The 23,935-nt window shown below is 43.9% G+C and carries 21 protein-coding genes; 5 read left to right on the top strand and 16 right to left on the bottom strand.

What is annotated here, in order from left to right:
• Nucleotides 1–401 precede the first annotated feature (401 nt).
• The 4 genes from mdh to ACI35L_RS14345 form a co-directional block, all read right to left on the bottom strand.
• Nucleotides 402–1,340 carry a malate dehydrogenase gene (gene mdh / locus ACI35L_RS14360; RefSeq protein ID WP_439803150.1) on the bottom strand — a complete coding sequence of 313 codons (939 nt, stop codon included), beginning with the start codon at nt 1,338–1,340 and terminating at the stop codon, nt 402–404.
• An 86-nt stretch (nt 1,341–1,426) separates the two neighbouring features.
• Nucleotides 1,427–2,698: an NADP-dependent isocitrate dehydrogenase gene (gene icd, locus ACI35L_RS14355; RefSeq protein ID WP_049669898.1), complete on the bottom strand. Its 1,272-nt coding sequence runs from the start codon at nt 2,696–2,698 to the stop codon at nt 1,427–1,429.
• 178 nt (nt 2,699–2,876) lie between these two features.
• Nucleotides 2,877–3,992 (bottom strand): citrate synthase, encoded by a 1,116-nt coding sequence (gene citZ, locus ACI35L_RS14350; RefSeq protein ID WP_439803149.1) that lies wholly within the window; start codon nt 3,990–3,992, stop codon nt 2,877–2,879.
• Nucleotides 3,993–4,321: 329 nt separating this feature from the next.
• Complete coding sequence (locus tag ACI35L_RS14345; RefSeq protein ID WP_049669896.1) at nt 4,322–4,780, bottom strand: DUF441 domain-containing protein; 459 nt, start codon at nt 4,778–4,780, stop codon at nt 4,322–4,324.
• 147 nt (nt 4,781–4,927) lie between these two features.
• Between ACI35L_RS14345 and ytvI the strand changes: the two genes are divergently transcribed.
• Nucleotides 4,928–6,058: a sporulation integral membrane protein YtvI gene (gene ytvI, locus ACI35L_RS14340; protein ID WP_049669895.1), complete on the top strand. Its 1,131-nt coding sequence runs from the start codon at nt 4,928–4,930 to the stop codon at nt 6,056–6,058.
• 58 nt (nt 6,059–6,116) lie between these two features.
• Here the strand turns inward: ytvI and ACI35L_RS14335 are convergent, their stop codons facing one another.
• The 8 genes from ACI35L_RS14335 to dnaE form a co-directional block, all read right to left on the bottom strand.
• Nucleotides 6,117–6,509: an FxsA family protein gene (locus tag ACI35L_RS14335; RefSeq protein WP_049669894.1), complete on the bottom strand. Its 393-nt coding sequence runs from the start codon at nt 6,507–6,509 to the stop codon at nt 6,117–6,119.
• A 105-nt stretch (nt 6,510–6,614) separates the two neighbouring features.
• Nucleotides 6,615–8,375 carry a pyruvate kinase gene (pyk, locus tag ACI35L_RS14330; protein WP_049669893.1) on the bottom strand — a complete coding sequence of 587 codons (1,761 nt, stop codon included), beginning with the start codon at nt 8,373–8,375 and terminating at the stop codon, nt 6,615–6,617.
• Between the two features lie 29 nt (nt 8,376–8,404).
• On the bottom strand, nt 8,405–9,364 hold the full coding sequence (gene pfkA, locus ACI35L_RS14325; RefSeq protein ID WP_049672781.1) for a 6-phosphofructokinase: 960 nt from the start codon (nt 9,362–9,364) through the stop codon (nt 8,405–8,407).
• A 282-nt stretch (nt 9,365–9,646) separates the two neighbouring features.
• Nucleotides 9,647–10,624 carry an acetyl-CoA carboxylase carboxyl transferase subunit alpha gene (accA, locus tag ACI35L_RS14320; RefSeq protein WP_439803148.1) on the bottom strand — a complete coding sequence of 326 codons (978 nt, stop codon included), beginning with the start codon at nt 10,622–10,624 and terminating at the stop codon, nt 9,647–9,649.
• Nucleotides 10,624–11,487, bottom strand: coding sequence for an acetyl-CoA carboxylase, carboxyltransferase subunit beta (accD, locus tag ACI35L_RS14315; protein WP_439803147.1), 864 nt, complete (start codon nt 11,485–11,487; stop codon nt 10,624–10,626). Before accD ends, accA begins: the two co-directional genes overlap by 1 nt.
• A gap of 159 nt (nt 11,488–11,646) precedes the next feature.
• Nucleotides 11,647–12,222: a FadR/GntR family transcriptional regulator gene (locus tag ACI35L_RS14310; RefSeq protein ID WP_049672780.1), complete on the bottom strand. Its 576-nt coding sequence runs from the start codon at nt 12,220–12,222 to the stop codon at nt 11,647–11,649.
• A gap of 72 nt (nt 12,223–12,294) precedes the next feature.
• Complete coding sequence (locus ACI35L_RS14305) at nt 12,295–13,533, bottom strand: NAD(P)-dependent malic enzyme (RefSeq protein ID WP_049669890.1); 1,239 nt, start codon at nt 13,531–13,533, stop codon at nt 12,295–12,297.
• A 108-nt stretch (nt 13,534–13,641) separates the two neighbouring features.
• On the bottom strand, nt 13,642–16,995 hold the full coding sequence (gene dnaE, locus ACI35L_RS14300) for a DNA polymerase III subunit alpha (RefSeq protein WP_439803146.1): 3,354 nt from the start codon (nt 16,993–16,995) through the stop codon (nt 13,642–13,644).
• Nucleotides 16,996–17,180: 185 nt separating this feature from the next.
• On the opposite strand from dnaE, the gene ACI35L_RS14295 reads away from it, so the two are divergent.
• Entirely contained in the window at nt 17,181–17,516 is a 336-nt protein-coding gene (locus ACI35L_RS14295; protein ID WP_049669888.1) for a YtrH family sporulation protein, read from the top strand.
• Nucleotides 17,513–18,013: a sporulation membrane protein YtrI gene (gene ytrI, locus ACI35L_RS14290; RefSeq protein ID WP_049669887.1), complete on the top strand. Its 501-nt coding sequence runs from the start codon at nt 17,513–17,515 to the stop codon at nt 18,011–18,013. The genes ACI35L_RS14295 and ytrI overlap by 4 nt, the downstream gene beginning before the upstream one ends.
• A gap of 452 nt (nt 18,014–18,465) precedes the next feature.
• Here ytrI and ACI35L_RS14285 read toward each other — a convergent pair whose 3' ends face one another.
• Nucleotides 18,466–19,407, bottom strand: a complete 942-nt coding sequence (locus ACI35L_RS14285; protein ID WP_049669886.1) for a DHH family phosphoesterase — start codon at nt 19,405–19,407, stop codon at nt 18,466–18,468.
• A gap of 137 nt (nt 19,408–19,544) precedes the next feature.
• Between ACI35L_RS14285 and ACI35L_RS14280 the strand changes: the two genes are divergently transcribed.
• Nucleotides 19,545–19,847: a YtpI family protein gene (locus tag ACI35L_RS14280; RefSeq protein ID WP_049669885.1), complete on the top strand. Its 303-nt coding sequence runs from the start codon at nt 19,545–19,547 to the stop codon at nt 19,845–19,847.
• Nucleotides 19,848–19,928: 81 nt separating this feature from the next.
• Here the strand turns inward: ACI35L_RS14280 and ACI35L_RS14275 are convergent, their stop codons facing one another.
• The 3 genes from ACI35L_RS14275 to ACI35L_RS14265 form a co-directional block, all read right to left on the bottom strand.
• Nucleotides 19,929–21,233 carry a CBS domain-containing protein gene (locus tag ACI35L_RS14275; protein WP_049669884.1) on the bottom strand — a complete coding sequence of 435 codons (1,305 nt, stop codon included), beginning with the start codon at nt 21,231–21,233 and terminating at the stop codon, nt 19,929–19,931.
• Between the two features lie 76 nt (nt 21,234–21,309).
• Nucleotides 21,310–21,543 (bottom strand): hypothetical protein, encoded by a 234-nt coding sequence (locus ACI35L_RS14270; RefSeq protein ID WP_049669883.1) that lies wholly within the window; start codon nt 21,541–21,543, stop codon nt 21,310–21,312.
• 95 nt (nt 21,544–21,638) lie between these two features.
• Complete coding sequence (locus tag ACI35L_RS14265; RefSeq protein WP_049669882.1) at nt 21,639–22,316, bottom strand: metal-dependent hydrolase; 678 nt, start codon at nt 22,314–22,316, stop codon at nt 21,639–21,641.
• Nucleotides 22,317–22,443: 127 nt separating this feature from the next.
• Between ACI35L_RS14265 and ACI35L_RS14260 the strand changes: the two genes are divergently transcribed.
• Complete coding sequence (locus tag ACI35L_RS14260; RefSeq protein WP_049669881.1) at nt 22,444–23,535, top strand: M24 family metallopeptidase; 1,092 nt, start codon at nt 22,444–22,446, stop codon at nt 23,533–23,535.
• Nucleotides 23,536–23,935 lie beyond the last annotated feature (400 nt).

Raw genomic sequence — 23,935 nt, 5'->3', positions numbered from 1 at the left:
GGTATAATGTCCCGCACCGGAATATAGGCAGGGACATGAATCATGCAGGAGTCGGTTCGTGAGATATCTAAACCACAGGAAAAGGCCTTTCAAAAGATTTCAGAATGTAGACAAAATCGCATTGACTCTAGCTGATAAGATTTTGTTCTATTCCCTCTGGCGTGGACTGCTTCCTCTATGTGTTCGCCTGAATGAGCTTCTGATAGATTTCACTTTACTTGTAAACAAATGGAAGGAGACATTCCTTACAATCAATTTCATTAGAATTATTTGATTTCTAGAGGAGTATGCATAGTTATCTTGTCATTAAAAAATCAAACAAGTGACTTGAGAAAAAAGTACTCTCAATTCTTTTAGGCAAAATTAAAAGGGACTCCCGAAAGAGTCCCTTTGTACATATATCACACAAGAATAGACATAACTGCCTTGACTGATTGAACGGAATGAGCAAGGGCGGCTTGTTCCTCCTCTTGCAATTCAAGTTCAATTACTTTCTCTATACCGTTTGCACCGATGATAGTCGGTACACCAAGGTAGATTCCATCATAGCCGTATTCCCCCTCTAAATAAGCTATGGCTGGAAGAATCCTGCGCTGGTCCTTCAAGATAGCCTCTGCCATGGATACAAGGGAGGCAGCGGGTGCATAGTAGGCACTGCCGTTACCAAGCAGCTCTACAATTTCTCCTCCGCCCTTTCTTGTCCGCTCGACAATACTGTTGAGACGCTCTTTAGGGATGAGTGCTTCCAATGGAATCCCGCCGGCATAGGAGTATCGGACAAGGGGAACCATTTCGTCCCCATGTCCGCCAAGCACAAAGCCAGTTATATCCTTGACAGACAGATTTAACTCCTGAGCGATGAATGTGCGGAATCTTGCTGTATCAAGCACGCCTGACTGCCCAATAACACGGTTCTTTGGAAATCCCGTTTCCTTGAAAACCGTGTAGGTCATCGCATCGACCGGATTGGTCAAGACGATGATATGGCTTTCCGGCGAATATCTTACAACTTCCTTTGCTACTGAACGCATGATTTTCTGATTGGTTTGCACAAGATCATCACGACTCATGCCAGGTTTCCGGGCAATACCTGCCGTAATAATGACTAAATCGGAGTCCTTTGTATCTGCATAATCGGATGTTCCGATAATGGATGAATCAAACCCTTGCACCGGACCAGCCTGGGCCATGTCTAAAGCCTTCCCCTTTGTAGGCTTTTCCATTTGCGGAATATCCACGAGCACTACATCCCCAAGCTCCTTTTGTGCTAAAAGGAACGCTGTAGTCGCTCCTGTAAAACCACTGCCGATAACAGAGATTTTTTTGCGTTTCAATCCCATAATATATCATCTACCCCCATCGTTTATTGACGGTACCGTTCAAAAATCATCCCTCGTAAATCGTGCCTGCTTTCTACCTGTGTTCTTTATTCCATATTCTTGATTAATTCATCAGCAAATTCAGAGCATTTCACTTCGTTTGCTCCATCCATCAAGCGGGCAAAGTCATAAGTAACCACTTTAGAATCAATCGTTTTCTCCATGGAACGAGTGATCATGTTCGCTGCTTCATTCCAGCCTAAATGCTCAAGCATCAATACGCCGGAAAGAATGACAGAGGATGGATTTACTTTATCAAGACCTGCATATTTCGGAGCTGTACCATGTGTCGCTTCAAAAATCGCATGTCCAGTTACGTAGTTAATGTTTGCCCCTGGAGCAATACCGATACCGCCGACTTGTGCTGCAAGAGCGTCAGAGATGTAATCCCCATTCAAGTTCATTGTTGCAACGACATCGAATTCTCTTGGTCTAGTCAGAATTTGTTGAAGGAAGATATCCGCAATAGAATCCTTTACGATGATCTTGCCAGCTGCTTCAGCATCAGCCTGTGCTTTATTAGCCGCTTCTGTGCCTTCTGCATCTTTAATGCGGTCATATTGAGCCCATGTGAACACTTGCTCGCCGAACTCTTCTTCCGCTACTTCATAGCCCCAGTTTTTGAAGGCTCCTTCAGTAAATTTCATAATGTTTCCTTTGTGAACAAGCGTCAAGGATTTTCTCCCTTCCTTGATGGCATAATTCAACGCTGCGCGTACAAGGCGTTTTGTTCCTTCTTCAGAAACCGGCTTAATACCGATACCGGAAGTTTCCGGGAAGCGAATCTTAGAGACACCCATTTCATTGCGAAGGAATTCTAATAGTTTCTTAACATCATCAGAACCTTTGGCATATTCAATTCCAGCATAAATATCTTCTGTATTTTCACGGAAGATGACCATATCCGTATCCTGCGGGCGTTTAACCGGTGAAGGAACGCCATCAAAGTATCTAACAGGACGCAAGCATGTGTATAGGTCAAGCTCTTGACGAAGCGCGACATTTAAGGAGCGGATTCCGCCGCCGACAGGAGTTGTTAATGGCCCTTTAATCGCGATTAAGTATTCTTTAATCACGTCAAGTGTTTCAGCCGGGAGCCATTCACCTGTTTCATTAAATGCTTTTTCGCCAGCTAATACTTCTTTCCAAACAATAGCTTTCTCGCCGTTATAGGCTTTTTCTACCGCAGCTTCCAATACACGGGATGCAGCAGCCCAAATATCCGGGCCTGTTCCGTCACCCTCGATAAAAGGAATGATTGCATGATTTGGCACTTGTAGAGCGCCATCTACTACTTTGATTTTTTCTGCCTGACTCATTGAAAATCCCTCCAGCATGTATCAGCAAGCACAGAACCTGCTGTTCTTTAGTCTCTATATCTTCTCTATCTCTTTAACACTCTAAAGTATAGTATACCTATTTAAAATATTATGAACAAATTTTACATTTATAAATATCAGAATTATTTAGTGAGGCTTGTCCAATACTAGATGAAAATCAGCGTTCTTCGATTGGAACGTACTTTTGCATGCCAGGACCGACATACTCTGCACGAGGACGAATTAAACGGTTGTTTTCATATTGCTCAAGAATATGAGCAATCCAACCGGACATACGGCTGACAGCAAAGATTGGTGTGAATAGGTCATGATCAATACCTAAACTGTGGTACACGGATGCAGAATAGAAATCTACGTTTGGCGGAAGAGGTTTTCTGGAAGTAACCAATTCCTCAATTCTTGTGGACATTTCATACCATTTCGGTTCGCCGTTCATGTCAGTTAGCCTTTTGGACATTTCACGGAGATGTTTCGCACGAGGGTCCCCTTTGCGGTATACGCGGTGGCCAAATCCCATGATTTTTTCTTTATTATCAAGCTTATCATTAATATAAGTCTCGACATTCTCAAGTGAATCTATTTCTTTGAGCATTTTCATAACTGCTTCATTTGCTCCGCCGTGAAGCGGTCCCTTCAAGGCACCAATGGCAGCAGTAACACCAGAATACATATCAGATAAAGTCGCCACACATACACGTGCAGTGAATGTAGATGCATTCAATTCATGATCGGCATGAAGTACGAGAGCTTTATTAAATGCCTCAATCTCAACCTGGCTTGGCTCCTTGCCATTTAACATGTACAGGAAGTTTTGGGCATAACCAAAATCCTTGCGCGGCGCAATTGGCTCAAGACCCTTACGGATGCGTGAAAAAGCTGTCACGATGGCTGGAATCTTTGCTTGTAAGCGGATAGCTTTTCGTAAGTTTGCCTGATCATCCATGACATCTGCTTCCTCGTCATATAATCCAAGCATGGATACAGCCGTTCTCAAAGCTCCCATCGGGTGTACTTTTTCAATTGGATACATCTTAAAATGCTCGATGATTTCATTCGGCAATGCAGCATTTGCAGCCAATTGATTCTTCAAGTCCTCTAATTCAAGATGATTTGGCAGCCTGAGGTTCCATAATAGGAAAATAACCTCTTCAAAGCTTGCGTTTTCCGCTAAATCATCAATGTCATACCCCACATATGTGAGCGTGTCATCAATGATCGAGCTGATGGAAGATGATGTAGCAACAATACCTTCTAGACCTTTTGTTACAGACATTAAAATCTCTCCTTTGCCAGAAATTTCCCCTATGTTTTCCGATTCACTGGTCAGTCGGGTTAATCATGCTGAATATATCCCGGCTTTAAAGCTATATTCTTGCATAACTTCTTTACTCTTATAATAAGTAAGCGTTACCATAAGAAAGCGTTTTAAACCCATCTAACCCATTCTCTGAACGATTGCTCAGAATAATAATAATAATAGGGTTCACAAAAAAATTGTAAATTTTTGTGAAACCCGAGCCTTTTTTAATTATAAACAATTATTCCAAATTTGTGAAAGAAAACAACTCGTAAAATTATTTGACAGAGGTTTTTCCGAGAGATTTATCGAAATAAATCGATTAGCTGCATCATTAAGTAGGCGATGCCGGCACCAATTAACGGACCGACTGCTACCCCATTAAAAAGGGCAACCGCTAAGATTGTCCCAAACACGAGCGCCACCGTGATATGCGGGTCACTAGCAAGCAGTTGAATTCCATTCTTGGCGATAAGAGCTACCGCCACTCCGGAAAGCATAGCAACCCATGCATACGGGGATTTTGCCGCTTCAGCCAGCTGCTTAAAGCCGATATGACCGGTAGCGATTGGCACGAGTACCGCAATCGTAATAATGGTCACGCCCCAGTTGATACCCTTCGATTGAACATACGCTAAAAAGCGGCCGTCAGCTCCTGCCACTTTCATCAACAGCAGGAAGCCTGTTGCGACCATTAATGAAGTATTCTTAGCAATGACCCCAATCAAAAGAAGAATAAGCAGGAAAATATAAGGTCCATACATGTTGTTTCATCCTTCCAAGTTTCAATTTATCTAAACATTGTAAATAAATAATTTATTTTACTTTTGTGGTAATAATCGAATTTTCATTGAACTAAAGATAAGAATATAATAGATAGAAGAAGACCCTCGCTTAAGGAGGCATTAATCGTGAATCTTGAATATTTATATCGTGCCCTGCGCTTTGTGTTCGTCATTGTCGGCACCGCCGCATCTGTTTATTTATTGCTTTTGACGGCGAAATATACATACCCTTTTATCATAGGGATATGCCTTGCCTTCTTGATGAATCCCTTCATCACCTTTCTAACAGGAAAGCTTCGTTTTCCACGTGCTTTGGCTGTCTTGGCCAGTATGCTCATCCTAATTGCCTTAATTGCAGGATTAATTACCTTTTTAGTCACAGAAACCGTGGCCGGCGCAGCCTATTTGTCTGATGTATTGCCAAAGCATCTCAACACCATGATTATCCTCATCCAAGATTATTTTCAAGCCAAGATTCTTCCCTTATATGAGAAGATCATTTCTTTGTTTAATAATCTCGAAGCTGGTCAACAGGATACAGTTCTATCAAATATCGAAAATATTGGGAGCAGCATTGGAACAACTCTGACAAATCTCATACAAACCACTCTTGGCTTTGTTCCTAAGTTGATTGGCTGGCTTCCAGGTGCTGGAACGGGCGCCATTTTCACCTTGCTTGCAACATTCTTCATCGCAAAGGAATGGAACAAGCTTCTTGCTAAGACACAGCAGTTTCTCCCTGATAAGACCCTCCAAAACATCCGGAAGGTCATCATTGAACTTGAACGGGCATTATTTGGCTTTATTCGTGCACAATTGACCCTGATCTCGATGACAACACTCATTGTATTGATTGGATTGCTTATTCTGAGAATCGAATTTGCCATCACAATCGCCTTGATTACGGGGTTTGTTGACTTGCTTCCTTATCTCGGAACAGGTCTCGTGTTTGTCCCATGGATTATTTATGCCTTAATGACTGGCAATTTAAGCCTGGCCCTTGGACTCGCTATTCTTTATACAGTTGTCATTGTACAGCGTCAGCTTATGGAACCGAAGATTCTCTCTTCCAGCATAGGGCTTGACCCGCTTGCGACCTTAGTTGCCATTTTCGTCGGTTTCAAGATACTCGGGTTTCTCGGGCTCATTCTTGGCCCAATCGTCCTCGTCATCATCCGCACGCTTTATAAGCTGCACATTCTCCATGATGTTTGGGATTTTATCATGGGCAGGAAACCAACCGATTTCCCTGAATAAAAAAAGGGCTGTTCATGGCAGACTGTTGAATCAGTCTGCCATAAACATGCCTGCTCACTTAACGGATAATCTTAATCGTACCTCGTGACTTGCTCATCAGCTTCCACAGTAACGCAGTTAGCAGCGGCTTGACCCATTTCCTTGTGATTGGAATAAGCAGCATAAGTCCGGCAATGTCACTAATAAAGCCTGGCAAAAGAAGCAGGAAAGCACCCGCAAGAATACAAATTCCATTAAAGAGCTCCTCACCAGGCATCATTCCCCTATTCAATTGTTCCTGTGCCCTTCTCAGGGTCTGTATTCCCTGCCTCTTAGCGAAGAAAAAGCCGAAAATACCGGTTAAGAACATAAGGGATACCGTCCACCCAATCCCAATATAAGAGCCTGACAGCAGCAGGACAATAATTTCAATTGCCGGTATCAGGATAAATAGAAACGTTGATCGTTTCATAAAAGCCCTCCTACATTATCTCTTCCTACCAGTGTACCACGAAAAGAAAAAGAGCTGCCTAAATTAGCAAAAGGCCAACTTAAACAACTCTTTCTCATTTATTGATTAAAGGATGCTTGCATGTCCTTCATAAATACGTCCGCTTCTTGCATGAACGGTAACAGTTTGTCCGTCTTTCAAATCAACTGTCGCATTTTTTGCGCCAACGATAACCGGAATGCCTTGGCTTAATCCTACAACGGCAGCATGGCTTGTCAATCCGCCTTCTTCCGTAATAAGCGCAGCACATTTCTCGATGGCTGGCATCATGTCGCGATCACTTGCATTTGTTACAAGGATGCATCCTTCTGTTGCTTTTTCATTTGCTTCTGCAGCATCTTTCGCCACAACTACTTTGCCTGATGCAGATTTGCGGCCGATACCTTGGGCGCTCACCAATACAGAACCAATGATATGGATTTTCATGATATTAGTTGTACCAGATTCGTTAACTGGAACACCTGCTGTGATGATAACCAAATCACCTGGGTTCACGAAGCCATTTTTCATGGATTCTGTTACAGCTGTATCAAGCATATCGTCTGTGTTTGTTGTTGGTGTTCCCATGATAGGCTGAACACCCCAAACCAATGCAAGCTTACGCATTACACGCTCATGTGCTGTAACAGCAATGATTGGTGCATTGGAACGATAGCGGGAGATCATGCGAGCAGTAGAACCGCTTTGTGTCGGTGCAATAATAGCAGAAACCTTTAAGTTAAGGGCTGTATGAGCAACAGACAAGCCGATTGCCTCTGTCACATTGTAATCATGGTCTTTGCTGCGTGCAGAAAGAATTGCTTTGTAGTTCAAAGCTGTCTCTGTTTTCTGTGCAATATTGTGCATCGTTTGAACGGCTTCAACTGGATATTGACCTGCAGCTGTTTCACCAGAAAGCATGATGGCATCTGTACCGTCAAAGATTGCATTCGCAACGTCACTTGCTTCCGCACGAGTCGGACGAGGGTTGCGCTGCATGGAATCAAGCATTTGTGTTGCTGTGATAACTGGTTTAGCTAAACGGTTGCAGCGTTTGATTAGATCCTTTTGAACAAGTGGTACATCTTCTGCTGGAATCTCAACACCAAGATCTCCACGTGCAACCATCAAACCATCAGAAACTTCAAGGATTTCCTCGATGTTTTCAACACCTTCATGGTTTTCAATCTTAGGAATGATTTGGATATGGCCAGCATTATGTTTTTCAAGCAATTCTCTGATTTCTAGAACATCAGCTGCACGGCGAACGAATGATGCTGCAATGAAATCAACATCTTCTTCGATACCGAAAACAATGTCTTCTGCGTCTTTTTGCGTAATTCCAGGCAATTTCACAGAAACACCAGGAACGTTAACGCCTTTTTTGTTTTTGATCATTCCAGTGTTAAGTACTTTTGTATGGATTTCACCTTTTGACTTATCGACATCGATAACCTCAAGGCCGATTAATCCATCATCTACAAGAATTCTTGAACCTGGATATACATCATCGATCAAGCCTTCATAAGTGATGGAAAACTTCTCTGGTGTTCCAAGAACTTGAGTGCTGGAAATAGTCACATTTTGGCCGGCAACCAATTCAAAACCGCCATTTTCCATATCATGAGTACGGATTTCAGGACCTTTCGTGTCAAGCAAGATCCCAACTGTTTTGCCGGTTTCCTTTGCAGCTTGGCGAATTGTTTGAATCCGTGCACGGTGTTCTTCATGGCTTCCGTGTGAGAAGTTTAGGCGCGCCACATTCATGCCGGCCTCCATTAAAGCTTTCAGCTTTTCTAATGATTCACTGGCAGGGCCAATCGTACACACAATTTTCGTTTTACGCATGCTGTATCCTCCTAATTACTTTATATAACTTAAATTGACAGCTCATCTGATAATTTATACATTTTTTGATCAATCACATGTGGCATCTTCAATGCTTCAATGATATCATAATCAACCAATTTGTTGTTCACGATCCCTACAGCACGGCCGCCCTTGCCTTCGATCAGCAATTCAACTGCGCTGGCTGCCAAACGGCTCGCTAAAACGCGGTCCTGTGCAGTAGGGGAACCACCGCGCTGAACGTGTCCTAGTACGGTAACACGAGTTTCAGCACCAGTGCGTTTTTGAATTTCCTCACCGATTTCAAACCCGTTTCCTACACCTTCTGCTACAACGATGATACTGTGTTTCTTTCCTCTATCATGCCCGCGATTCAGCTTATTAATGATATCATTCATATCATGGTTTTCTTCAGGAATGAGAATGGATTCTGCTCCGCCGGCCAGACCTGCCCAAAGAGCAATATCCCCGGCATTTCTTCCCATAACCTCAATTACGTATGTTCTCTCATGAGATGTAGCTGTATCTCTAATTTTGTCGATGGAATCGATAACGGTATTCAGTGCTGTGTCAAATCCAATCGTGAAATCAGTTCCTGGAATATCATTATCAATTGTTCCAGGCACACCCACACATGGATAACCAAGCTCTGTCAATGCTCTTGCTCCGCGGTAAGAACCATCTCCGCCGATTACAACAAGACCTTCAATGCCAAATTTCTTAAGTTGTTCAATACCCTTAAGCTGCACTTCTCTTTCCTTGAATTCTGGACAACGTGCAGTATAGAGCATTGTTCCTCCTCTATGTATAATGTCACCGACTGAACCAAGTTCAAGTTTTTTAATATTTCCATTGACCAGTCCTTGGTATCCGTTGTATATTCCATATACTTCAACATTATGGTAAATCGCCTTACGGACAACTGCGCGAATGGCGGCGTTCATGCCTGGAGAATCTCCTCCGCTTGTTAATACGCCAATTTTCTTCATGATCATCACCTCAAGTATATTATAATCTCCTCTATAGAGCTTCAACCTGTAAAGAATGGAAAGGAAAATCTCTCTGATGAAACTATATAGCCGTATTGCAATTTTTATTCTATGATAACAAAAAACTTTCGTAAACCCCATTATACCAGTATTTAAAAAATGGAAACGTTATCATGTTATTTATCTTCAGCATATTTTTGGAAAATGAACATTCCATGTACTTTTTCCCTTCCCCGAAAAAAAGAAACGTACATAAAATCTGTACGCTCCCTCATTTTCACCTTATTGATAGGTAAAAACACTCCCAAGGAAATTGTATTTCCCAATCTTCCTGTATTTCAGGTAGCGCATATCTAATAACTCATCTTTATCAAGTGATGATAGTTTCTCCAAAGACTGCGCTAATATACGGTCAATTTCACGTGCCTGATCCATTACATTTCGGTGGGCTCCGCCAAGTACCTCTGGAATGACCTCATCAATGATCTCCAGCTCTTTCAAATCCCTCGCCGTAATTTTCATTGACTCCGCCGCTTTTTTCGCTTGAGCGGAATCCTTCCAAAGAATAGAGGCTGCCCCTTCAGGAGATATGACAGAATATGTAGAGTTCTCAAGCATATGCAAATGATCGCCTACGCCAAGGGCCAATGCACCGCCGCTTCCTCCTTCACCAATCACGATACAAATAATCGGAACCTTTAATCCCGCCATCTCAAACAGATTGCGGGCAATAGCTTCACTTTGACCGCGCTCTTCTGCTGCCTTTCCTGGATAAGCTCCCTTTGTATCGATAAAGCAGATTACTGGACGATTGAACTTTTCAGCCTGCTTCATGAGCCTTAGCGCTTTTCTATACCCCTCCGGATGTGGCATCCCAAAGTTACGAAGGATATTCTCCTTTGTATCCTTGCCGCGCTGATGGCCGATTACCGTGACGGGCTGGCCGCGATATTTAGCAATTCCTCCGATAATCGCATGGTCATCACCATATAACCGGTCGCCGTGGCATTCGAAGAAATTCGTAAACAAACGGTCAATATAGTCCTTGGTGGTCGGACGCAAAGAATGACGCGCTATTTGAACACGATCCCACGGCTCTAGAGTTTCATAAATTTCTTTTTCAATGTCCTGCAGCCTATCCTCAAGAGTCTCAATATCCTCCGAAAAATCATGGGAAGTGGTGCCCGCAAGTTTCTTCAGTTCTGCTATTTTTGCTTGCAAGTCCTTGATGGGCTTTTCAAACGATAATTCCCCTGTCATCACTCATTACCTCCTGGCATGTGAATCTCAAGTATATTAACCAAAGCCGCTTTTAATTCAGTGCGGGGGATAACAGCATCCAGCTGACCATGCTCAAGCAAAAATTCTGATGTTTGGAAGTCCTCCGGCAGTTTCTCATGGATTGTCTGCTCGATAATCCTTCTGCCCGCAAAGCCAATCAAGGCCCCCGGTTCAGCCAAATTATAGTCTCCTAATGAAGCGAAGCTCGCCGATACGCCGCCGGTCGTCGGATGGGTCATAATTGAAATAATCAGTCCTTGATGATCACTGAACCGTTTTAAGGCGGCACTTGTCTTCGCCATTTGCATTAAGCTTAATACCCCTTCCTGCATTCTAGCTCCGCCTGAAGCCGTAAAGATGATGAACGGCACCTTTAATTCATCTGCCTTCTCAATAGCCCGTGTGATTTTCTCACCGACAGCAGATCCCATACTTCCCATCCGGAATGTCGAATCCATGACAGCGACCACTGTGGTCTGACCACCTAATTGACATACTCCTGTTAAGACCGCTTCATTCATGTTCGTCTTCTTACGATCCTGATCCAATTTCTCGAGATAATTCGGGAAAGATAAAGGATTCTCTGACACAATCATACGATCGATTTCCTCAAAGGTTCCTTCATCACTAAGGCTCACAATCCGCTCATAAGCCGTCATCGTATGATGATACCCGCATTTAGGACAAACTTTGTCATTCTTGATGATTTCCTTTGAATATTTGATAACCTTACAGGAAGGGCATTTCATCATGATACCTTCCGGGATATCTTGTTTTGCTTTATCTGATGGGATTGTCGCATATTTTTTTCTGCGTCCCCTTGAAAATACATCTTTTAACAAACTGCCCTATCTCCTTTCCAATCCCCTATGTGTTTAAACAACCAAGAGTGGCCTTACCTCTTGTTTACGGAAGAAAGGCCTATAGTCCGCCAACTACAAACGATTCCTTCCATGAATCCTCAAAAGATAAAGCCAAGTCCATTTGGTTATACAGCCATTCTATTCGGCCGTTACACTCTTTCTGATTTTTTCTTCATAAATGGCAAGGGCTTCGTCCTTTTGCCCATTCTCTAACATAGCAGCTAATAGGATGTATTGCTTACGCTCAGAAATAGGGAAGATACTGCCGGAAGCTTTGCAATAGCTGTTAACAGTTCTCCATATTCTCTCCATCAAACGATTATCTGTCATTATAGCCAATTTAGTGAAGAATTCTTCATCGGTAAACGAATTGTTCCTTGCCCATTGATATAAGTCTTTGCCTGCCTCCGGATCACGGTCACTACGATCGGAAAGGATTCGAATGCAATCCTTCTCAAGCAGAAGCTTCACTTCAAGCAAGTCTTCCTTCGTCTTTCCCTCTAGCACAAAGAAGGAACCCAATAGTTCCACAAGCTTGTGCTCCTGGAAATTATAGATGAATGTGCCTTCTCCTCTGCGTGTTTCAATTAAGCCTAAGAGCTCTAAGGCCCTAAGTGCCTCCCGAACAGAGGAGCGGCCCACATTCAACCGCTCTGAAAGCTCCCTTTCGGATGGAATCTTATCTCCAGGCACAAGCCTGTCCTGTTCAATCATTTTCTGAAGCTTACGTACGATTTCTAAATAAACCTTTGATTGCCCTGTTTCTTGCCTTTGCTCCACTGGCCCTCACTCGCTTTTCCCAATTGATGATAACAACTCTGTTTTTCTTCTAATCTCTTCCGGGTCCACTTTTAAACGTGCAACACCTGTTTCCATGGCCGCTTTAGCCACAGCAGCCGCGACAGCTGGTGCTACCCGGGGATCGAACGGTGCAGGAATGACATAATCCGCATGCAGCTCTTCCTCCGTGATTAAGTCCGCAATTGCATGCACGGCAGCCACCTTCATCTTCTCATTGATATGAGTGGCGCGTACATCCAGAGCTCCGCGGAAAATTCCCGGAAATGCCAGCACATTATTGACCTGATTAGGAAAGTCCGATCGCCCTGTCCCCACAACCTTGGCTCCCGCCTCTTTCGCAAGCTCAGGCATGATTTCGGGAGTTGGATTAGCCATTGCGAAGATGATTGGATCCTCTGCCATGGATTGAACCATCTCAACCGTAAGTGCATCAGCTACTGAGACCCCAATAAACACATCGGCCTCCTTGATAACATCCTTGAGGGACCCTTCTGTGCGGCTGCGGTTGGTATACTTTGCAACCTCTGCTTTCACCTTGTTCATTCCGTAGGGACGATCTTCAAAAATCGCTCCTTTACTATCACACATAATGATATCACGCACACCAAAATTGTATAGCAGTTTAATGATAGCGATGCCGGCTGCACCCGCTCCACTGGCGACGACCTTAATCTCGGACATTTTTTTGTTGGAGAGCTTAAGCGCATTCACGAGACCGGCAAGCGTGACAATAGCTGTTCCATGCTGATCATCATGGAAGACTGGAATATTGGCTTCTCTTTTTAACCGTTCCTCGATGACAAAACAATTCGGCGCAGCAATATCCTCCAGATTGACTCCGCCAAATGTCGGCTCCAGCAGCTTGACCGTTTCTACAATCTTGTCCACATCATTTGTATTCAAGCAGATTGGAAAAGCATCCACACCTGCAAAACTCTTAAATAGCAAAGCCTTTCCTTCCATAACAGGCAGGGCTGCCTCAGGACCGATATTTCCCAGTCCAAGTACGGCTGTTCCGTCGGAGACAACAGCGACTGTATTGCCTTTTATGGTATATTCATATACTGTATCCGGTTTATCATGAATTTGCTTGCAAGGCTCTGCAACGCCCGGAGAGTAGGCCAGGCTTAAATCCTTCGCATTTTGTACCGGAACTTTAGACACGGTTTCCAACTTCCCTTTGTTAATACGATGCATATGCAATGCTTCTTCTCTTAACGTCATCTCCAAACACCCCTTCTCCATATAAAACAATATCTGTCCCATCCATCTTGATGGTCTGACCAGAAATGATATCTTTCAATATATCACAATATTCAGGCTGATTCCTAGTCAATCTTCTTTTAACAACACATTTCCTTTACCAGCAATATCCTCAAGGCTTGAGATTAAATGGGGAGAAGGGTTTACCCAATTATCTTTTGACAGTTGAATCGTCTTTGCTTCCTTCTCATAATGCAGATATACTTTTACGCTGCCGCGGTATCCCGCAAGACATTTCTTGATACTAGCAAGATTTTCGGCAGTTTGCCTATCCGATGTAAGCCTGATGTAAAGCGATTTAAACAGAGAGCGCAATTGCTCATTCTCTTCATTCAAGTCATACATCGTTTTGATTACAAACTGCCGCTTGCCATTCCGCTCCTCTGATTTCCCCTCCAACAGCAGCATATTTCCTTCCTTCAACAGGCTGCTATGATGTCGGTACACATCCGGAAATGCGACACATTCTATTTCTCCCGTCTCATCACCGGCTGTCAAAAAGGCCATATTTTCTCCCTTTTTTGTCCGAATCGTTTTTACGGATTGAATAAAAGCACCGAGATACCCGGACATACCAGCGCGATACTTCACAATAGGCAAGGCGCCCGCCTGTGTTAATTTCCTCCGGAAGCCCGATAGCGGATGGTCAGATAAATAAAATCCAAGCACCTCTTTTTCTTTTTGCAGCTTTACGGCAGAAGGCATCGCGTCAACCATCATGTATTTTGGCTTGATCATCTCATCATCTGCATCAAAAAAGCTGGAATCACCGTTTGACGGACGGACCAATTCAACATGCTCCAATGCTACATCAATGCTTGCAAGCAGGCTTGCCCGGTCAATGGAGAACTCATCGAATGCACCCGCATAGCATAAATTCTCAAGCACCTTTCTATTCACTATCCGTGCAGGAGCACGTACACAAAAATCAAATAAGTCGAGGAAGGGACCATTTTTGCGTGCTTGGACAATCTCCCGCAAAACAGACGCCCCAATCCCTTTGATTCCAGCAAGACTGTAGCGAATCCCCAATCCTTTCTCAATCGTGAACGGGTAATGGCTCTTATTGATTGACGGCGGTAATATCTCATAGCCATTGCTCTTCAATTCCTGTACATATTGGAGAATCTTCTCCTCATTGCCGATAACAGATGTCATAATACCGGCCATGAAATGAAGGAAATAGTTTGCCTTCAAATACGCGAGCTGATAAGCAATCAAACTATAAGCAACCGCATGACTTTTAGGAAAGCCGTAATTGGCAAAACGGACAATCAAATCGTACACATCGTTTGCCCGCTTTGCATCATACCCTTTACTTTGTGCACCGCGTACGAAGTGCTCTCTTTCCTGGTCGAGCACATCCTTCTTCTTCTTGCTGACCGCTCTGCGAAGAAGATCAGCCTCTCCAAGGCTGAATCCAGCCATTGTGGAGGCAATCTGCATAATTTGCTCCTGGTAAACAATAATGCCATAGGTTGGCTCAAGGATATCCTTTAGCACAGGATGAGGATAGGAAACCGTTTCCCTGCCATGTTTCCGCGCAATGAATGCCGGGATATTATCCATCGGGCCAGGCCTGTAAAGGGCATTTACGGCCACCAGATCGCCGAACGCGGTCGGTTTAAGCTTCTGAAGGACATTTTGCATGCCACCAGATTCAAATTGAAATATACCTGACGTACGGCCTTTTGAGAGCAATTCATAGGTCTTCTCATCATCAAGCGGTAATTGACTCAAATGAATCCTCCGCCCGGTTGACCGCTCAATCTGCCTAAGAATCTGATCCAGCAAGGTTAAATTGCGCAATCCGAGAAAGTCCATCTTCAAAAGCCCAATCTCCTCGAGGTATTCCATCGCAAACTGGGTTAAATACACACCTTCATGCCCAGCCTGAATCGGAATAGTCTCCGTAAGAGGGCGGTCTGTAATCACAACTCCTGCTGCATGGATAGAGGTATGCCTAGGCAGCCCCTCCCACTTTTGGGCCATATCAATGATTCTTTGATGATGCTCCGCTTGCTTCACCCAATCGCGCAGACGCGAGGATTCTGCTAAGGCCTGGCGTATCGTCATCCCTTGGCCGGGAGGGAGCGTTCTGGATAATTGCTCAATCTCCTTCATATTCAGACCAAAGACTCTTCCGGCATCTCTTAGTGCCGCCTTCATACCAAAGGTTCCAAAGGTAATGATTTGTGCAACGTGAAGAGCACCGTACTTCTCTGCCACATAACGAATCATCTCTTCCCGGCGATTATCAGGGAAGTCGATATCAATATCCGGCATCGTAATTCTCTCAGGATTCAGAAAGCGCTCAAAAAGAAGTTCATTCTTTATGGGGTCAACATTCGTGATTCCGAGGCAATAGGACACAATGGACCCGGCAGCAGAGCCCCGTCCTGGTCCTGTCATAATCCCTGACTTATGCGCATGGTTCATGAAATCCCACACAATAAGGAAATAATCGCTGAATCCCATTTTCGCAATGACAGAAAGCTCATAATTCAACCGGTCTTCATGCTGTTTACTGCGGTCAGGGTAGCGCTTTTCAAGACCGCGATGGCATATTTCCGCCAAATAGACATCTGCTTGCCTGTTATCCGGCACAGGGTACTTCGGCAGGAGCTTTTGATGGAAGTCCATAGTAACGGTGCAGCCTCTCGCAATCCTTACGGCATTCTCCAGAGCATCCGGCTCTGCCCCGTACAACTCGACCATCTCCTCAATGGAGGCAAGATGCATCGAGTCTTCCTTTGTAATTTCTGTATCTTCCATATCAGCAAGCTTTATATTGTCTTTCAGGCAAGTCAGCCCCTGATAGGCTAAGATATCCCCTTCATCCATATAACGGACTGGACCAGCGGCAACAAACGGAACCCCCGCTTCTTCAGCAAGCCTTTTCACCTTCTCCCAGATTGACCTTTTATTCCGGGGAAGCGAAAGATAAAAACGGCCCTCGCCAAAGATCCGCTTGTATTTATAAACCAGGGCGGCCGCACCTGCATCATCACCTTGTTCCAAAAGTCCTTCAATTTGCCCTTCAGCCCCAGGACTGATTGCTACCAATCCGTTCGCATAGCCTTTCAACCACCTGTCAGGAAGGCCTTCATTTGCCCTTGTCTGAATCGCGCTCGAGATTTTCATCAAGTTCTTGTAGCCTTGATTATTCAACGCAAGCAGCAGGAGGGGAAAGCTACTTGTCTCCTCCTCATTCATCAGATCACAGGTCAACCCGATAATTGGTTTAATCCCCTGGGCTAAGCATTCTTTATAAAAGGCTGGTGCCGCATACATCACATTGCGGTCTGTAAGAGCAAGGGCTTTGTAGCCTCTATGCTTTGCACCGGCAACCATTTCTTTCACTGACAATGTGCTTTCAAGCAAGCTATAGGCACTATATACATGAAGATGGACAAAAGACATTGGCGTCACATCCTTCTTTCTTAATCAAACTAAATCATCTAAAACGATTCTTCCTCTCTATTATAAGAGTCCTGGAGAAAAAAAGAAAATATGTTCGCATTTTCATTTTGAAAGTTTTTGGACTTCCTCATAATATCCTTTGTCCGTCCATATACATGTAACAAAAACAAAAAAGGACGAGTTAGATGGATCAAGCATTTTTACCTGCCTTTATTAACAGCTTCTTCATTTCATTAGGGGTCATCTTAGGCGGGTCATTAATCGGGGGACTCGCCGCCTTCATTACAGGACAGCCTCCATTAACCCATGTGTTCCGCTTATCGGAGGGTTTGAGGATTTGGGCCATCGTCGCGGCCATCGGCGGTACATTTGATGCCGTTTACTCATTTGAAAGAGGGATATTCCATGGGGAAACAAAGGATATCTTCAAACAGATCCTGCTTATTATTTCAGCCCTCGGCGGTGCACAGGCTGGTGCCCTGATTATTTCCTGGCTGACCCAGGAGCAAATGCACCCATGAGGATTCCGCCTTATTACCGCAGCCCCCTATGGCAGCGCTTCTTTGCGGGAGCCGCCATAGGCGCTGTCATCAGCTGGGGCCTTTTCTTTTACATGTTCGGCGACCTGCAGGAAAAGCAAGTGCAGCTCATCCAAACACAGCAGGACACCATCAAGGATTTATATGAAGAGGTCGATATTTGGCAGAGCGAATATGAAATACTCAACAAGAAAAATGAAAGCCGCCTGCTTGTTCAGGATGTTTCTATCCGTATCACCAACTATAAGAAATACCGGCTCGACCCGCTCAGCATATTTGAGGTGGAGCAAAGCATCCAAAAGGATTTCGCTTCCTTGATTGGAAAGGATTTAGAAAGCGTCAGCAAAGGCAAGGAGCTGCTCAAACGAGCCATCATCAACAAGGATATTAAGCTAAACAGCCGCCATTACCAGCTGGAAATTAAGGAACTAGTCATCTACACCAATATCGAAATTGAGCTGACAATCAAGCAAATGTAGGGAATCAAAAGAGGCTGGGACATAAGTATTTCAGCCAATGATAAACCCGAAGGATTAGACGATAAAAGAATGAATCTATCGTCTATTCCTTTGGGTCTTCATTTGTTGTTTTCTATGCATAAGTTGATGGTGGCTTTCTACTATTATTGACTAGTGGAATTGAGCGAAATGCACTCGACTCCTAAGGAAAGTAGAGGAACGAGTGCATTTCGCTCAATGGAATGGACTTGTATTTCCAACTGCTATTGAAAAGGAAGAATAAGTGACAATCATTCGTTTTTGAGGATCATTTATTTCGGTTGTCCCAGCCTCATTTTTTGCATTAAGAAGATAAGGCTACACAAAGATTGCACAGGCGGATATCCTAGTTTCGATTCCTTCCAGCTAATTTGGCCACAAATAAAAAGACTAATCTGAAAGCCTTTTAACATGCTTTCAGATCAGCCTCTGTTTTACTTATCGGCTTGGCAAACCGCTACTAAGTCTGCGATAACTTTATCCACATCTGCCCAATCATAAATGGTGGCTCCAGATGCGAGCGGATGCCCTCCGCCATTATACTTTTTGGCAATACCATTGATGACCGGTCCCTTCGAACGAAGGCGCACCCGGATATCGTTATTCTCCTCAATGAAGAATACCCATGCCTTCAAGCCTTTAATACCGCCAAGCGTACTTACCAGAAGGGAAGCCTGTGAGGCATTCACCCCAAAGCGTGCCATGATTTCCTTTGTGATGACCATGGAGCCAACACCATTTTTATCCATCTTAAAATTCTCAAACACATAGCCATTTAAACGAGCGACGGCCTCATCCACATCATAAATGCCATTATAGAGTGAAGTACGGTCAAAGCCATAATGAATCAGCTCACCTGCATATTGAAAGGTTTTATCCGTTGTACTTGGATAAAGGAATCGTCCGGTATCTCCGACAATGCCAGCATAAAGAAGCCGAGCTGCCTCTTTATTCATGGTTAATCCTTTATCCTTACCGAACATATAAAAATCGTAAATCATCTCGCTGCATGAGCTCGCCGATGTATCCACCCAGACAATATCCCCATATACATCATCATTTGGGTGATGGTCAATCTTAATCAGCTGGTCCCCCATCGTATAGCGCTGGTCACACACCCGCTCCTGATTGGCTGTATCACATACAATGACGAGTGCCTTTTCATAGACGGAATCCGGGATTTGGTCAAGCTCTTTTAAAAACCGGAGGGATTCCTCTTCCTGCCCCACCATATATACATTCTTCTCAGGGAAAGAGGCTTTAATTATTTCCCCTAGTCCACATTGAGACCCGTAGGCATCCGGGTCCGGACGCACATGCCTATGTATAATAATCGTCTCATATTGTTTAATTGCATCAAGTATGCGTTCTTTCATTCTCGATTCTCCTTTAATGAGTCTTCCTACTCTTTATTAAAACAAAAATCAGACCCTTATGGAAGGTCGTTCCATATTGGTCATTTTATTCTATTTCTTGTACAATATAGACATACTATTCTAACGGAGGCCAGCTCATGCCTATACTAGTTTTCTTGATTGTGACATCCCTGTCCTTTTATATTTACTATAAAGCGAAAACGTACCGGACGCATCATCCGATGCAGCGTGCATGCCTGAAAGGAAAGTCATCCATGACCCTCGGCTTTTTCGTACTGACATTCGGAATCAATCAATTATTTCTATATCAAACGACCATCACTTATTTTATAGCAGGAATCTTCATCATCATGGGGGCACTAAGCCTATATGGCGGATTTAAAATGTACCGCCACTTTGCTCCGCTGGCAGAGGATGAATTCCACGCCATGTCTAAATAAGAGACAGCCTTGCTAGCAAAAATGCCTTAACCAAGGAATACCTTTCTAATGGTTAAGGCATTTTTTAATCCAGCAATCTCATCAGCGCTCGAGCAATTGGCACATGATCATGGCTTTCCCGACCAATTTCCCCTCATTGAACACATCAATCTCTACTTTCCCGAATTTACGGCCGACCTCGAGAATCTTCGGGGCAATCTTTAGAATACTTTCCAGCTGAACAGGCTTAAGGAAATAAACGGTCATATTTTCAACAACCAGCTCACCCCTCTTATAGCCGCGAAGTGCACGATTTGCCGCCTCAATGACAAGAGCCGTAAAGACACCGTACGAAATGGTTCCTAAATGATTTGTCATTTGCGGAGTCACTTCGCATTCATAAGCATCCTCCTCTTGAACGACATTCATCTGATTAGCTATGACATCATCAATTGTTTCACCTACCTGCGGCTGTCGCTGACTCATTTGAAGAGCCTTCAGGACATCCTGACGGCTGATGATCCCAATCAGGATATTACGGTTATCCACAACAGGCAGGAGCTCAATTCCTTCCCATACCATCATATGGGCAGCACTCGCAACACTTGTCTTTTCTCCAGTAAAAATCGGATTTTTCGTCATGACTTTTTCAATGGCCGTTTCTGATGCCATCCCTAGAATATCACGAGACGTAACCATCCCTTGGAGCCTCATATTCTCATCAACGACCGGGAAACGGCTGTGCTTTGTCTTCCGATTAAGCTCTGTCCAGTCCTCAATCGTATTTCCGACTCGCAGCACCTCGGTCCGGTCAGCAGGAATAAGAATGTCTTCCACAAGCAGGATTTCCTTCTTAATCAATTGGTCATAGATAGCCCGGTTGATCATCGTTGCTACCGTAAACGTATCATAAGAGGTAGAGATAACCGGCATTTGCAATTCATCGGCCAGTCTCTTAATGGAATCCACCGTATCAAATCCGCCCGTGATCAGGACGGCCGCCCCTGCCTTCAAGGCAAGCTCATGCGCCTGGACCCGGTTTCCGACAATGAGAAGGTTCCCTGCTTCTGTGTAACGCATCATCGCATCAAGCTCCATCGCTCCGATGACAAACTTATTTAATGTTTTGTGGAGACCTGACCTTCCTCCGAGAACTTGTCCATCCACAATATTAACCACTTCTGCAAACGTCAGCTTCTCAATATTCTCTTTCTTCTTCCGCTCAATTCGAATGGTTCCCACACGTTCAATCGTGCTCACATACCCTTTCGTCTCTGCATCCTTGATGGCACGGTAAGCCGTTCCCTCACTAACCATGAGCGCCTTTGCAATCTGACGGACGGAAATCTTCTGGCCAATCGGAAGTTCATCAATATAATGTAATATTTGTTCATGCTTAGTAGCCAAACTATTCACCCTTTTTCGTTATCCATTATTCTTCATTATAATGGGAAAAGGGTGATTCTATCAAACAGCCCTTTTTTTATACACCTTTTTGCCTTACCTTAGCCGCTCCTGCAGCCTTAGAGGATTCCCTTCTGCCGGCTTTTCCATACAGAATACCGGACAGATTGCCAGCAAGGACACAAAAGGCAAGCGCCATCCACGCAGCAGAGAATAAAATTTCCTCCCTTGTCCCCTCAAAGGTTAAATGAGGTAATGACCACATTAGCATCACAAAGGCAGCAACAAAACAAAATCCATACCTTTTCTTCATCGAAAATCCCTCCTATACGAGTAATATATGAGAGATTTCAAAAAAAAGAAGCACGGCTCCCTTGATTTGCCGGGTGCTATGCTTCTTGCTGTTCCTTATAGTTCCACCGAATCCCCAGGAGCCATCACATTTACGACACCCTTCTCACACAGGGCAGCGAAATGATGCGGGTCCTGCTTAATTGGCGGGAAAGTATCATAGTGAATCGGAACGGCCTGTTTCGGATGCAGGAATTCAACTGCAAGCGCCGCATCCTCCGGTCCCATCGTGAAATTATCCCCAATCGGAATAAAGGCAAGGTCGATTGGATGCCGATCACCAATCAACTTCATATCAGAGAATAATCCCGTATCCCCGGCATGGAAGACCGTCTTGCCATCAATCGTTACGAGAATCCCGGCCGGCATACCGCCATAAATCATTTGACCGTTCTCTTCAAAGCCAGTTCCATGGAAGGCTTGAGTAAGCTTCACGCGCCCAAACTCAAATTCATATGCGCCCCCGATGGACATCCCATGCGTTTTCACGCCCTTCCAACCTAGATATGTACTCATCTCAAAGTTGCAGATAACAAGGGCATCATGCTTTTTTGCGAGCTCAATCGTATCCCCGACATGATCACTATGCCCATGTGTCAATAAAATGAAGTCCGGGCTGACATCCTCGACCTTTAAATCTGTCAGCTCATTGCCCGTAATAAATGGATCAATTAAGATTTGATGCTTGTCTGTCTCAATTTTGACAACGGAATGGCCATGGTAAGAAACTTTCAAGATTCATCTCTCCTTTTCTTCACTATTGGATATAAATACCCGCATTTTTTATTTTCTAACAATTTACTTTCTTTGATTTAATTGATAACCTACTATACATATCACTAGAGTACAGGAGGCAGTTTAAATGAGCAACTTAAAATTACTAGCTGATTGGCTAAAGGAAAAACAAGCTGATGCAGCATTTATCACATCTACCGAGAATGTTTTCTATTTAAGCGGCTTTCACAGCGATCCACATGAGCGCCTGCTTGCCGTTCTTGCCTTCCCGACAGATGAGCCAATCTTGATTTGCCCGCAAATGGAGGTTCCTGACGCGAAACAAGCAGGCTGGTCATATGAAATTGTCGGAATTTTGGATACCCAGAATCCGTGGGAACGTATCCAGGAAGTATTGAAAAAACGCAATGTCTCCATTCAAACGCTCGCGGTTGAGAAGGAACATTTAACAATGGAGCGCCTAGAGGGGCTCAATGCCATTCTTGGCCAACCTTCATACATATCCGCCGAAGAAAAAATGCGCCAATTACGAATGGTCAAAAGCGAAAGCGAACTTGCAATCATTAAAGAAGCTTGCCGTCTTGCTGATTACGCCGTAAAAATCGGAACAGAAGAAATTGCTGAAGGCAAAACAGAAATGGAAATTCTCGCTGCCCTTGAATACCAATTGAAAAAAGAAGGCGTCTCTGAGATGTCATTTGCAACGATGGTATTAACAGGTGAGAATGCTGCTTCACCGCATGGTGTTCCAGGCCAAACAAAAGTGAAAAAAGGGGATCTTGTCCTTTTTGACCTTGGTGTTGTTGTCGATGGCTATTGCTCAGACATTACCCGTACGGTTGCCTATGGTCAAATTTCTGATGAGCAAAGAGAGATTTATGAGACGGTCTTAGAAGCCCAAAAAGCAGCTGTTGCTGCATGCCGCCCAGGTGTCACTTGTGCGGAAGTTGACTTGACCGCTCGTAATATCATCCGTGGAAAGGGCTATGGGGATTACTTCCCTCACCGCCTAGGACATGGACTTGGCATCAGCGTACACGAATACCCATCCTTGACTGAGATCAATGAGCTGAAATTGGAAAAAGGCATGGTATTCACGATAGAACCCGGCATCTATGTCCCTAATAAAGCCGGCGTCCGCATCGAGGATGACCTTTATGTAACTGAAAATGGTGTTGAGATTCTAACGAAATTCCCGAAAGAATTAGTGACACTTTAATGAATAATCGTAAGAAGCGGAGGGGCTCCCCTCCTGCTTTTTAATGGGTTTTTATCTTATGCTCTTTGATATATCTCCTACATATTCTTCTCCACCAAACATTCTGGAGGCCCTTTTCTCTTGCAATATCTCATAGGGTTCTTCCCACTTTGTGTATTTCTTATTCCATGGATTATCCTTCTTCGTAACAATCGTTTTTAATCAATCCGAACATACTTGTTTTTTCATATCCCTCGAACGGGATAAATTCTTCTTCGTCCTTATCTCCTAATCCACTACCTTTTTCCATTGTGCAATAGAAGTCCGCCTTCTAACTCATTCATATAAACTACATCGTCTAATTTCATTGCTATTCCTCCCCTTCTTCATTTTCTTTATTATAAATTCGTTAAATTATATA

Origin of the sequence: Pradoshia sp., assembly GCF_051873915.1 — a bacterium.
Taxonomy (GTDB): domain Bacteria; phylum Bacillota; class Bacilli; order Bacillales; family Pradoshiaceae; genus Pradoshia.
This window is presented reverse-complemented; position numbering and strand designations above follow the sequence as displayed.